General features: G+C 49.6%; 9 protein-coding genes. 1 reads left to right on the top strand and 8 read right to left on the bottom strand.

Translation table 11 applies throughout. The features are described from left to right. The first annotated feature begins 70 nt into the window (after nt 1-70). A complete protein-coding gene (locus AC6I7T_RS30440) occupies nt 71-736 on the top strand; it encodes a response regulator (RefSeq protein WP_497795135.1) in 666 nt (221 codons plus the stop codon). A gap of 11 nt (nt 737-747) precedes the next feature. Here AC6I7T_RS30440 and AC6I7T_RS30435 read toward each other — a convergent pair whose 3' ends face one another. From AC6I7T_RS30435 to AC6I7T_RS30400, 8 genes are all read right to left on the bottom strand, one after another. After that, nucleotides 748-2,994, bottom strand: coding sequence for an ATP-binding protein (locus AC6I7T_RS30435; RefSeq protein ID WP_497795133.1), 2,247 nt, complete (start codon nt 2,992-2,994; stop codon nt 748-750). After that, nucleotides 2,991-4,016, bottom strand: coding sequence for a substrate-binding domain-containing protein (locus tag AC6I7T_RS30430; RefSeq protein ID WP_497795131.1), 1,026 nt, complete (start codon nt 4,014-4,016; stop codon nt 2,991-2,993). The genes AC6I7T_RS30435 and AC6I7T_RS30430 overlap by 4 nt, the downstream gene beginning before the upstream one ends. 358 nt (nt 4,017-4,374) lie before the next feature. Next, nucleotides 4,375-7,005, bottom strand: coding sequence for a glycoside hydrolase family 2 protein (locus AC6I7T_RS30425; RefSeq protein WP_497795541.1), 2,631 nt, complete (start codon nt 7,003-7,005; stop codon nt 4,375-4,377). A 589-nt stretch (nt 7,006-7,594) separates the two neighbouring features. Further along, nucleotides 7,595-9,106 (bottom strand): replication initiator protein A, encoded by a 1,512-nt coding sequence (locus AC6I7T_RS30420; protein WP_497795130.1) that lies wholly within the window; start codon nt 9,104-9,106, stop codon nt 7,595-7,597. Between the two features lie 1,475 nt (nt 9,107-10,581). Further along, entirely contained in the window at nt 10,582-11,103 is a 522-nt protein-coding gene (locus tag AC6I7T_RS30415; RefSeq protein ID WP_497795129.1) for a hypothetical protein, read from the bottom strand. Beyond that, nucleotides 11,073-11,753: a ParA family protein gene (locus tag AC6I7T_RS30410; protein WP_497795127.1), complete on the bottom strand. Its 681-nt coding sequence runs from the start codon at nt 11,751-11,753 to the stop codon at nt 11,073-11,075. Before AC6I7T_RS30410 ends, AC6I7T_RS30415 begins: the two co-directional genes overlap by 31 nt. A gap of 207 nt (nt 11,754-11,960) precedes the next feature. Next, on the bottom strand, nt 11,961-12,620 hold the full coding sequence (locus AC6I7T_RS30405; protein WP_497795125.1) for a hypothetical protein: 660 nt from the start codon (nt 12,618-12,620) through the stop codon (nt 11,961-11,963). 204 nt (nt 12,621-12,824) lie between these two features. Further along, entirely contained in the window at nt 12,825-13,085 is a 261-nt protein-coding gene (locus tag AC6I7T_RS30400; RefSeq protein ID WP_497795123.1) for a hypothetical protein, read from the bottom strand. Nucleotides 13,086-13,608: the final 523 nt, after the last annotated feature.

Below are 13,608 nucleotides of genomic sequence, written 5' to 3'. Positions count from 1 at the left end.
TTCATAACGTATTCTCGGTCGCGGCGGTCGTGTATGCGGCACTGCTTTCTCAGGAAAAGGCTGTAACCACATGGTAGATCAGCAGAAAAAGAGAGATGGGGAATCCAAGACGGAGGCTCTGCGTGTCTTTGTTGTGGAAGATCATGCTGTCGTTCGCCTTGGTTTGAAAACCATGATCGAGAGCGAATCTGGCATCTGTGTGGTTGGAATGGCTGCATCCGGAGAAGAAGCAATCCTTTTGGCCCCAGAGACAGAGCCCGATGTTGTCTTAATGGATCTCAGGATGCCGGGCATGAACGGCCTCGAAACCATTGCCGAATTGCGATCACGAATGCCCGATATCCGTATCGCGGTGCTTACGAACTATCACTCCGATGAGGATGTATTCAGTGCCGTTCAGGCCGGGGCTATGGCTTATCTTCTAAAGAGCGCGACACTGGAAGAGGTAGTGTGCGCGATACGAACCGTACACAGGGGAGAGCGCTATCTGCCGCCAACGATTGCGACACAATTAGCAAGCAGGCTAAGCCGTGCGCCAATTTCCAGTAGAGAACTCGAGATCCTTAAGCTCGTCGCCAAAGGATTAACTAATCCTGAAATCGCTGAAATTCTGCACATCAGCGACAAAACTGTCCGTAATCATGTCATAAACTGTCTTGATAAACTGGGAGCCAAGGATCGCACGGAGGCAGCTATGCTTGCTATCCGGCGCGGACTAGTGATCCTGGACTCATGAGAAAAGGGCAATCATCCTTTGTTCTCTGCGGAAATCTGCTTGTTTCGCCAATGAGATAAGAAATGGGATATAGCTCTCCGCAATTTATCACTGAGATATGCCACAAGTGGCGTGTGCAGTTCCAATGGAGCGGTTACCTTCACCAACGTTCCTTCTCCGGCTTTGCTTTGGACGTTTAATTGGGCTCCAATATCTCTAGATCTTTTGTTCATGCCGCGCAGACCGAGTCTTCGACTCTCAATTGATGGATCAAAGCCGTTTCCATCATCGCTCACAACCAATTCCACGCTATTGGAATGGTAGGTAACCTGAACAGAAATGCGAGACGGATTCGCATGGCGGACTGCATTCACAATTGCTTCACGACCAATGTGAAATAATGCCTCCGTCACTCTGATGGGCAGAGCACGAATACTTCCCTTGCAGAGAGAATCAATCACGATATCGCCGCCCGCTACGATCTGTTTTGCACAGCGGTCGAGTGCAAATAGCAAGTCTCCGACCTCACGTGAATCGGGACGCAACATGGCGATTGTTAAACTCGCTTCTTCGTGGGTCTGCCGCACAATGTCACAAGCAAGATCCAACTGTTGGCTGAGCTTCGGTAGATCCACCGATCTGTCATGACGCAAACCGTGGCGTATACCCTGGAGTTGAAACGCTACCCCAGCAAAGCTTTGTGCAAGAGTATCGTGCATATCATGGGCTAACCGTTCCCTTTCTTCCACAATACTGCGAAGCCGCCACTGTTCGGCACGGTTATAGAGAAACTGCACGGCGATAGCCAGCACGAAAAGAACAAAGGCAATCTCGATCAGATGAGGTGCTGTCCACCAGGGCGGGCCAGCCAGAATATCGATATCGTCAGTAGAACGGAGTATCAACGCAAAAGGAGTTTGGCGCCCCGTATACTGCCGGTCCAATACACAAATTCCACGAAGGCGGAGAAGACTATGAGGCGTCAGACTATGGTAGATCTGATTGCCGCGACCCTGTAACGCCAGAGCCTGAAAACTCTGTGCACCGGACTCCAATTTCAGAACGAGAGTGTCATCGGATCTGACCTCTTTGGAAACCAGGTACCCTTCGGTCTCCACCAGCACAGAGTCATAGGCACCGGAAGCAGCTTGAGAAGTGGTAATCGCCATCGGCGGCATCGGTGCACGATCCCATAGAAGACGTATGGCCGCATCTCGAATAGACACAGAATAATCATGTGGCTCAGGTGTGCCGGTAATCTCAACTTCATCTCCTAAACTCAGGTTCGAACTGTCGGCTGTCGGGACGGATACTCCACCTGTGGCATCTTGCACATAGAGAGTAGGAAAAGTGAGAACAACTACGCCGCGAATTACTACCGTTTTTGGAGCTGCTTCATCATATAGCTTGCTCAGGTTTCCGATAGATTGAATGACTCGTTTTGTATTCTCAGAGGAAGCTCTTATATCGCGATCGACTGCAGCAGGTTCATAGGAAGGAAAGGTATGTACAGAGTTGTACACAGCTTCACTCTTGGGAATGTCGGGATGTAGCACGTTTGCGGTTCCGGCAGAGAGATCGCGAATATCCGCCTCTGTCGCAGGAATAACTTGAACATTGCGCCATTCTCCACCGGAAGAAAGTGATCGCAAACCGATGCGCCCTCTAGGGACACAAGGCACATCCTCAAAAAGCACGCTGCTAATCGTTCCACTATCGAGATCCGTAGCAGAAGCTGCGATTCGACAGCCAACAATTGCCGCACGTAAACGATACCAACGATTCTGCACGACTCCCCTAGGAAGACGAATCGGCAATGCCTCCATCCACCCATGATCCGCTCGCCCAACCACCAAAGAGCCGTCCCCGCTTCGCAGCCCTACATAATAGCCGTTATATGCATCAACACCTCGTTCTTCCTCATTCGACCGAAGAATCAAGCCAATGTCGCCAATCTGTCCCCACATGCGAACATCCGCTTCGATTCGGTAATCCTTCCAGTAACTTGATCCACTTAGTAGTTTGGAGCCTCGCTCATCCGAATCGTTACGCATGACACCATTCCGCACGCTCCAGCTGCCACCAATCGCCGTCCACTCTTCCGCTTCTTCAGCAAGAAATGAATCATGATATGGCATTCCTCTCGTGGCACTATGTGTCCAGAAAAAATAAGCGACCGCAGAAAAGCCCAAAATGGCGCTGGCTATCACCCACAAGAATCCTCTACGCCACCAGAATTTTTCTCGCAGTGATTTCTTTCCAAATATGCTCACGTTCATGGTCTAGGTCTCCAATCCATGCTGAGAAGGAGTTGTATGTCTGAACGGTCAATATTCTCCCGTGTTATCAGGAAAGGCTTTAGATGAATAACTGCCGGAGTAGCTGCCGTACCGGCACCACGCTTTTTGCTTTCGGACTGAGCTTTGATGATCTGGAAGGCTTGAACTCCCATATGGAAAGAATCCTGCCCAACAATGGAGTCAATCTCACCATGCCGCAGATAATAGAGAAGATCCAAATCCTGATCCGACCCTATGAGCTTGACCTGGCCCATCAGTCTCCTGTTTTTTAAGGCGATATAGGCACCACGAGTTGCACTGATACCAATCGTAAACAGGCCGCGAATCTTTGGATTTGCATCCAGCACCTCTTCAGTAGCCTGCTCGGCTTGACCTGGCCGAAATGACCCGGGGCGGCGGGTCACAACATGAATTCCAGGGAAGCGGCGAGTCAGCACACGAACCATACTGTCCCCGCGTGTAATGGTTCCTGCAATATTTGGATCCTGTCCAAGCACGGCTATTTCGCCGCTTCCCTGCAAAATCTCTCCCATGCGTACCGCAGCCAAAGCTCCTGCCGCTTCTTCGTCGTTTAGCAGGTAAGTAAGATTTCCCTCAGTAGCACTCGATAGCGGTGAACTCAAGACGACAATAGGCATACCACTCGCCAAGGCTCGATGAACAACTGTGTTGAGAGCCAAGGCATGATCTGGAGCAAGAATAAGACCCGCATAGTGTCTTTCTACGGCACGCTCGATCAAAGTAATCTGCGATTCGATGTCGTCCTCACGACTAGGTCCATTCCAATAAATGTGCCAGCCGGTGCCCAAGGCAGCATGTTCCGCACCGGCATGAGCAGATTCCCAAAGTTCATTTGCCGTTGTCTGAGGAATCAGAGCTACTGTCTTGGATTTGCGGGAACAGGAACAATAACTCAGCAATACGATCAGGAGCAAAAGCACAAATATCGGCTGACGCAGATGCCCTTCTATTGGAAGACCGATTTTTTGAGATAAAGACATTCTTATACTTTTCCGAACCAGAGCTTTTCCTTGAAGGATGAAAATGAAATCACGAAGGCTTCTGCAGGTTTCTTCCAAAGAAGTCTGCTCCTTTGTTCGCTGGCCTACTACACCCATGTGAGAGATGACAGGTAAGCGGCCTTACTATACACCCTGGGATAGCTGCGAAAAAGTGTACCCCATCTATTAAGGACGGAAGTAGCGACTATAAAGCAGCAGGATCTAAAGCTTTAGGTTGAGCACAGGCCAGAAATGGACGACTATGTGTCCGTTCTTTCACAGAACGGACACACTTCGTGCCCGGGAATGCCCCTTGTGGCGGTTGTCGTTGCCGGAGAGAAAAGGAGACTGGAGACCACTAGGGCACAGGAACAATTTGCGACGAAGGCCAATGGGAGGGATTTGCATTCAGATTCGGAGCAATCGATACCGGTCCATCTACCTTCTCGGTATCCACGTTATATCCATCAACCAACAAGAGAGGCAATTCGCCTTTCAGATCTTTGGTAGCAGTTTCAATTACTATATTGGAAGATTCTCCCGGCACCAGCGATAGATAATTGTCAGAGTAGAAGACGGGCAGAACCCTATTTCCACTGTTTTTTGTATGAAGCTGAAGATGTGTAAGGAGTGCAACGGTCTGAGTTGCATTCTTCATGGATACATCAATAATAGTCTTCTCCCCTTCGGTTCGTGTACTTGCCGAGATCTTCAGTTTGGCGGCCGGTAGAGCTTCTAGTCCGGTGAAATCCTCTTGCGAGACATTCTGCCAATACAGGTTAGTGGAAACGAGGTTTCCATCCTGATCCAAGAGATTGAGCTTTACAAAATAAAGAGGAGAAATGCGTGCTGAAACCTCAAGCTGTGCGCCTTTCACCGTGGAACTTGCCGGTATTGTTCCGAGGGTATATTTCCGGTGCGAGCTGATAGAACCATCAGAGCTGTAAATATAGACTTCGGCCTTCGCCCCATGTAAAGCTTCTGGCCGATTGTTCACAACTTCGATACCAAAGTTTGCCTCATTGATCTGTATGTGTAGAGGCTCAGACGCCTTCTTTGCAGCATAGAGCGCTGCGTTAGGCTCAAGATCGTAATGATAAAGCTGCCAGACAAAGCTCGGTTGCGCAGGATGACTCATCCATGTAAGGACGCCTGTCGTGGTCTTGAACATCATGGCATTGCGGCCTTCATACATAGCGCGAAATGATTCATAGGTAACCATTGCACCTTTCCGTGCAAAATCAGCTAGATTGCGGATGTGACCGTAACGCTTGGCCAAAGTAGAGGGAAACTCATCCCCTCTTTGAGCGCCTTTGGCCATATCGTGCTGGGCCCAATCATCGTTGATTGTTTCCCAATCCTTCTGCGGCATCATGCCCTGGATGGATTCCATCGTCGGAATGGAAACTGACCCAGTCTCAGTTTTGAAGCTTTCATTAAAGGCATAGAAGAATCTTGGTGCCCGCCAATAATAAGGTCCGTGAGAGGATACACCGCGACCGTCAGCCGAATTCGATTGATAGAGTCTTTGAGGATCGAGCTTTGCCATCTCAACCTTAAGCATCTCGTCCAGCTGTTTGGGTGGATAGCCTTCGTTACGTGCGCACCAAACAGCAATTGATGGATGATTGCGGTAGCGCAACACTTTATCAGTGACATTAGCCATATAGGTTGGAATATCGGTTACGTCAGGACCATCGTTGGGATTGGGCTGAAAGAATTCATCCCAGATAAGCAACCCATATTTATCCGCCAAATCGTAAAAATCAGGACTTGTGCTCTGCCCTACCCAGTTCCGAATCATGTTCAGGTTAGCGAGGGCATGCATATGAATTTGAGCATCAAGACGTTCGTAGGGAATGCGCTTTAATCCTTCATCGAGTCCCCAATCTCCACCTCTAACCATGATGGGAACACCATTTACCGATATAGTGAGATTTTCGGAATCAGGCACACTATATTCAATCTTCCTGATCCCAAATTGAATGCTCTGTTCATCGGAGATAGATTTCCCAATCTCGAATTGAAGTTTCAGATGAGACAGATTCTGCGGTCCATAGCCATTCGGCCACCACAGCTTAGGATTGGGAATATGAAGCTGTTGGAATTCAGAAGAATCAATTTTGATCGGAAGGCGGCTATTCGCAGCAACGCTTATCGATTTCCGAAATACGATATCCTGGCCCTGACCGTTGACAGTGCCAATGAGCTGACCGTCTACGCTTTTTCCTGTCTTGTTTTCGACAGTTCCGCTGATTTTCACCTCTGCGCTTGAATGATCAGATGCAAGGTCGGAGGAAATAAAGGAATCTTTGATCTGAACAGGCCCGGTAGAGGAGAGCGTAACTGGCAGCCAGATTCCTGTATCTCGATCCCGAACGGCAGGAAGCCAATCCCAGCCAATCGTAGACAGAAAGGTCGGACCGTCAATTGCAGTCTCACCGCCATTCTTTCCAACACCCAAAGCAGCGGTGTGTTCATGGGGTATGCCGGGATGAGGTTGCGGAGAGACAAGAACTGCAAGTGCGGCCTGCTCTCCGGATTTTACTAATTCTGTAACATCGAACTCTCCGCGGATGAAGGCCCCACGCATCTCACCGCAGGCTCGCCCATTGACCCAGATCTTAGCCGAATAGTTGATGCCTCCGAAGTTGAGCCAGATATGGCGTCCCTTGAAATCGGAAGGAACATTGAACGTTGCTCGATACCAATAGTCTGTTTTATTCAAATTTTCCGGTATAGCCCGCATGTTCTCGCCATAGAGCGGTTCGGGATACACCTTGTTGTCGACCAGGGTAGTCAGTACCGTTCCTGGAACAGTCGCGGTATACCAGTGATCGGGTTTGTAGTTTGCGGCCGACACGACGGCTCCCGCAGCTGCAACCTTTGCGACATCCTGCATTTGCCAACCATGAATTGTCAGCTCCTGTTGAGCAATTGCAATGGTCGGTGCTAGGAAAGCAAATGAGGCAAAGACCTTCAGTTTCATCACTCGAATCGCTCCAATAAAACAGCAGATGAACCACCTTAAAGAAATGCTCTGAACAGAGTATTTCTAGATATCGCTATCGCCCAGTTGACCTGCATCTCTTTTGGTTCCCCTGGCAGAGGTACATTCAAGGACTGCTGAAAAGAGTTTGTTGAGTAGCTAGAGCCTGAAAGGACGCTACAGGGAGGCGTCGCTACATGGAGAATCCCTTCGCCGAATATCAGATCTGCCATTGGCCTTCGCTCGAGCCATCAAGCTCGACATAAGCACAGGAATTGGGAGTTCCGGCTCTGCTATTTCTTCTGTCAAGAATTGGATAACGGTAGCGCATGGTAGACAACGTTGTCAATTCTCCTCTTTTGAATAAGGCATCTTCCCAGACTAGAAACCTCTTCCGATGGAGACAACTGGCCATCTGCTCCCCAAACAAAATGAAAACCCCCGGAGTAAGCGTCAATGAAGATCGGAGCATTGTAAAAATGTCCGGAGAAACTTTTCCTAAGACACTGAAGATCGAGTAGACACAGATTTGGTCGCTTCAGGGCTACTGGATCTGGATGTGAGATTCCAGTAGCCCCAAAAAAATAAACTAGAAAAGTTCGAATTGGCTTTTGGACTGGCGCCATTCGTCGAAGGTGGGTAGCTGAAGTTCAGCACTCAGATCCTTACGCAGAAACTGGAGAGCAATATTCTCTTTCTGTTCTGCCGAGGCATGAATCAGAATCGAATCGGTCTTGCGACGCTGAGAGATTACTTCCCGAATCTTTTGCTTTAATTCCGCCTCGGGGAAACGGGCCTTCAGTTCTGCATCGATCATGAAATCGCACCAATCGCGATATCGCATGCGTTCCTGGAAGTCACGGTGCTTTTCTTCTTCTTCCTTCTGCTGCTGGGCTTCCAGTGCTCGCTTGCGCCGAGTACTAACGAAGTCGGCTGGAACAGAAAGGCCGGATTCCACCATATAGATCAACAATCCGGGAGGATTTGCAATTCTGCCCCGGCGATCCGTGGCTTGCTGGATGGTTATGTATTCGGCCTGATCCAGTAGATCGTCGGGATCGTAACGATTAACAAATTCCATCGCCTTGGCAGGTGCGACACCGACCTTGAGCAGTGCTTCCAGTGCAGCCTGACGTTCCTGCGACAAATCGTTGCTTGCCGTCGAACTTTGGGCAAGCTGCTTCTTGTGCGAAATGGCGAGAACACGCACCAATTCTTCGCCAGGCCAGAGAAGAAGCTTATAGCCATCCTTGGTCGTCATCGGCTGAATATCCCATTGAGAAAGGTATTTCACCGAGATCAACTCATCGAGTGAGCGTCCCATTGTGTCTTTGATCTTCGACAGATGAGGATAGGGCGTGACGTTGAGCAAGGCACAAAGTTCCAAATAGTCTTTCTCGACCTGCATTCCCTTGCTTGCATGGAACCAAATGTGCAGATTTCCAAAGATGCCTTTGGCCGTCGGGCGCTTCAGTTGTTTGTAAGCAGTAAAGTCTTCAGGAATCACATAGCTGTGATTCAGGTTTTCGAGAAGCCAGTCCTCAAGCACGACCTCGTAGTTTTCGGCGCGGGACTCGCCATTCGGACCGCTCTGACCCACACGAGTAAAACTGCGAAAAACGTGCACAGTTTGATCGGCATACTGTTTGCGGGTGGCAAGATAGATCACCTTTTCCGAGGTGATGGTCGTATCTGCCATCCGTTTACCCCAGCGGGAAATCTCTTCGTAGTTTTCTCCGCTATCTGAGATTCCTAACTCACGAAGCAGTCTGTAGCCACTAAACCGAATCGGGTTGGAAATGCGGCCGGCTTTGGCTCGCTGCTCCCCAGCAATTTTCATGAAAGCGAGAAACTTATCGCGATCAGCAGTCGAAGGCAATCCGAGAAGTTCGGAGGCGCGAAACTCTGCAGCCACCTTGATGCGTTGGCCGTTCCGCGAAACAATTTGCTCGATGCGCCTCGTAGACCCCTTTTGCTTGCGGGTGTCGTGAGCGCCGAAGAAGCCGATGTTGAGTAGGTTTTTCTCAAACCGAATCAGATCAACATCAGCAGAGATCTGGAGTAATGGCGGTTGTTGAGATTTAGTTCTTCGCGGGGCCATCGTGAAAACCTTTTGCCGTCGTGGATGTTGTTGATAATCCTCTAAAAGACAGAGACTGTGAAGACACTTAGTACATTGGTTTTTTGCAACCGAATGAAAATAAAATAGTTACAAAGCAGTTTGTGCCAGCCAACTTCGGGAATTGTACCAGCCAGCTTCGGTACTGCTTCCAACCAATTGCGGTAATACTCTTCCAACCAACTACGGATAAGATTCCAGCCTGCTTCGGGGTTTTCCAGCGAACTCCGGGAGTCAGTTCCAGCCAGCTTCGGGATAGGCTACGGAACTGTGGAAAAATGCCTGTGGATAACTCCTTTAGTCGCAATTGGAGCAGGGATTAGGCACCTTTTTCCAGCCAGCTTCGGGATTAATGCCCACATCGTTGAGAGAACCGGTAGGGTGCATCTTTCTGCCTTGTGGATGGTTAGCTTTCACTAACTACTTCCGTAGTCCTTCCAGCCAGCTCCGGGACAAGAACGGTGAATCGCTATCTATATTTTTGATGCTTGTACCGTAGTTGGCTGGAAGAGCTTTGTAAGTCATTATATTCAGACCATTTATTCGGAATTTTCCACCCAACTACGGGAGAAATTTCCAGCTATTTGGGGGCTAAGGGAATACCGAAGTCGGCTGGAAGGCGTTTCGATAAGTAGAAAAAGATCTGTGAGATAGGAAGCTTTCTTCCAGCCAACTTCGGGTTTGGAGCGAAACACAAGATATCAGGGGCATGAGTGGAATACCGCAGTTGGCTGGAAAGTCTGCGTAATCTCCAAAGTTTTTCCAGCCGGCTTCGGTAGCTTTGAGTCTTTTGAGAGGATAAAAGCCGCAGTTGGCTGGAAAATGCGAGATTTTGTGGAGTCGCCTCGACGGGATCTTTTCCAACCGACTACGGGTATTTCATCCTGCCTTCGCTAGTGGCTCCGAGGTTAATTGCGTTGAAGGTTCCCGGCCACAGATGAGGTGCCATGTGAGAAAGGGTTTCCTCCTTTCGGAGCTGTGGATCAGTAACGATGATCGCTTCCGACATAGGTATGAGGCTGTGGATGCGTGGAGAATGCTCAGGTAGGAAATACACAGAGGGATTTTCAGAGCACTTTCTTGCCTGAATAGCGGTTGGGAATCCCTTTCTCATTCTGAAAAGTAGGCTTCTTCGAAAGTGATAGCCAACTCCGGTAGGCAATAGCTGTGATCACGCCGAAGCAGAGGCGGAATTTTGCGGGCTTTCATCTTGCTTTGCGAGTAGAGGCTCCTCAAGCAGCCATAGGTCAGACGCAGGTCCGGCCTCTGATGGATTAGCGGCTTATGAGCTATAGGGCTTTATTGTTTGGGAGAGAAGGGAAAATCCTGAGAGGCTTAGGACCCAAACACCAGCTTATTCGGGCGCTTGGGTCCTAAGCCTTATAGAACGAGAAGTTACGTCCCTAGGCGAAGACCAGTGCAAATTCGCCTACAGGGTGCACGTTGGGTGCACGGGATTATTCCGGCGGAATAATCCCGAGATATTGGATCAGAGCGTCGACGATGATGGCCTCACGAGTGATTTTGCGAAAACCTTGTAATTTCATTCGCAGAAATCGCTCGTTAAGAGCGTCATCTAACCATGGTTCGAGGCGAACAGAAGTCTGCCGTTTTTCCGCTACAGGTTTGAAACGCTGCTCTGCAAGTAGCTGAATGCGATCGACATTCCCATTTGCCATTTGGGTCGCTTGTGGTTTGCTTGCGACGGTAACGGCAGGCTGCGGTGCTGCAGGAATTGCGCTCATGGCTGTGACAGTTCCCTTCTGATTTTCAATCTCGACCGCTGGACTCTCTGAGTGCTGTACGGCTTCGCCGGCGACAGGCTCGGATACAGGTGCGACCACGGGCTCTACTGTCGGCGGAATAGGAGCCGGTTCGGGCTCGACAAATGGCCGAGAGAGCAATGGCTTCTGAGGAATTACCTCATCCTCGGGAACCTCGATCTGGTCTAGTGAGAACTTCTGTCGGCGGCTAGACACTCAACTACCTCCTTCGTCAGCTTTTTGTAGGCCTTTGCGCTCGGTGTTTTACCGGCGTATTCAAAAATGGAAAGGCCTGTGCCCATGAACTCCGCAATTGGGGCCGAGTCAGGAATTGCTGTTTCAAGTACATGTGTATTGGGATGATTCGAAAAGATCCGGACCATGTTGTCGTAGGCGCCTTTATCCAGGGCCCGTGCCCCATGTTTCGCCGAGTGGAACACCATGAAACGGATATCGGGATAGAGCTGCCGACATTGAGAGATGAACTTGGAAAGCTCTATCGTTGCGTCTACATCGGGTGCCGTGGCGCGTACAGGACAGAGGACCGCATCGCTAGAAGAGACGGCAACTTGAGTAATATCCTGTATGTTTCCAGGACAGTCGACAATAACCACATCTAGTTCTGTGGATTTGCGGGCCTCTACCATCTCTTCTTCCAGCAGACCGATCGAGACGTTTTGCACCATAAATCCATTCTTATCAAGCTTGACGCGTCGCTTGTACCACTTCGTTAAACTCGCCTGCGGATCAGTGTCGAAAACAACCACTTTATATCCCGCGTCTGCAAGTCCGGCAGCTACATTAATGGCGGTAGTGGTCTTCCCACACCCACCTTTCTGGTTGGCTGTTGCGATAATCGTCGCCATAGCTGAAAGACTAACAATATAGAAGTTGAGGGGGAAGTATCAAATTATGTACATATGGAAGGGCCGCAGGTCTGCATGCCTCCCACCCAATAATCTCGATAAGCTGCAGCCGAGCAGGATCGCTATAAGGCTATTGGTTGTGGTACCACGATATCACGATACCTACATATCTACCTTGGTACCAACATGGGTGTATGCATCTGTATGCTAGTTTGTTCGGCGCTTGCTCTCTGTGATGCCCGCTAGTCTGTCCGCTTCCAGGCCTAATAGGAATCTGCTTGGATCCTTGGCTATATCGAGTGGGATGTCTGTTGCGAGTGCGCAGAACGAATTGAAATCATTGGACAGGGCCATTGATAATTCGTAGAGCATGCGTAACGCGCTCTCTGGATCTTCGGGTGGGAATTCCACTGTAATTCTTCCACGCTCGATCCGGATATTGGGGGAGAGATTTCGAAATGAGGTAGAGAATACCTCGTCGCAGAGAGGGAATTGTTGCGGTGAGCGCCCTTCCATGATCAGCTTGCGGCGCAAGTGCTGAACTTCGGCAAGATTCGTCCGAATCTCTTTTGAAGCTTCACGCTTTTTCTGGAGAACAACAGCTTCAGTGTCGCGGATCTGCTCAACCCACTGAATCAAACTCTCTCGTTTTACCCAGAACCGGCCGGCAGCCTTTTCGGCTCCGACTTCATTCATGAGGTTAATTGCCATGCGGCGCTGTAACTCGAAGAGACGTTCAATAGAATCGCGGTCAAAAATGTCCGATTGCGATTTCTGTAAGACCTCGAGAATCTCTTCAACCCTTGGTAGCCATGTTCTTGGAGTGGGCACAAGAACAGCGTAGCAGGGAAGAGGGGTTGGATGCACAGTGGTTGCACACCGGAGGAATCAAGTTAAGCATCACACCGCTCAAATTGGAAAGAACGGCTCCGTTCATTTTGTGCTGCGGTATCGGTACCTCCCAAAAATCTTCCTGCTTGAATTCGGATCGACCACCTTGGACCATGAATGCTTAGGCCAGGTGTCCAAATCTATTTTGACTGCTGTTCATCGTTCCTGGTTAGAGGCGTGCTATTGGTCGAGGCTTTCTAGAAAGAATATTAGAATTCTCCGGTATCCGATCTTGAAAAAGGGTTCAACATTTCCCGCCGGGGCAAACAGGAGCTGCGGCCGTAATTGAGTATTTTCCGCATGAGCGTCGATGCTGGAGAGAAAAGCTTCCTCCACCACCAAGGCAAAGACAGATTTGCCAGGGATCCGGCCTTCGGTGGAAAGCTTCTGTTGCGGTCCGTATCCATAGAGAAATGCCCCCAAACTTCTGGGTTTCAGCATGGAGCTCATAAGTTTTGCGTGCTGGCGATGAGCACTCGGCCATCAATTTTGCCTATACTGCGATACCCACAAAGGCATGAGCCTGTCCCCAATATATTACCCTGGCAAAAACATAGACCAGAGCTATCAAATCTGGCGGGATGTACGAGAGATCCTCACGCTACCTAGCCGCAAGCGCTCAATTGGGGGTTAGGCAAAGAAACACCATAAAGCCCCATAAAACCCGAAAAGAGCGGATAAAACTCGCAAGAATGCCGAGAATTGCCGTTTCGTTACAAGTATGTTTCTTGATATTCTTTAAACTAGTTGCATCGGAAACAGTGCATTTAGGGAATGGCTAGGCGAAGAAAATTCGAAAAAGACTCGCAAGAGATATTACCAGCGGTCCGAGATTATAAGGCGGAGCGGATTCGCGCCGTGTCTCAGCGAGTAGATCAGCTCATGTCATTCTGGAATTCCGGCCTATCCGGCGAAGCGGTATGGGCAGCTCAATGTCTTATCACCTGCGGATTGCCGATTACCG

This window comes from Humiphilus diazotrophicus (genome assembly GCF_059726315.1).
Note: the sequence above shows the minus strand (reverse complement) of the source record. Positions and strands in the feature narration are given on the sequence as shown.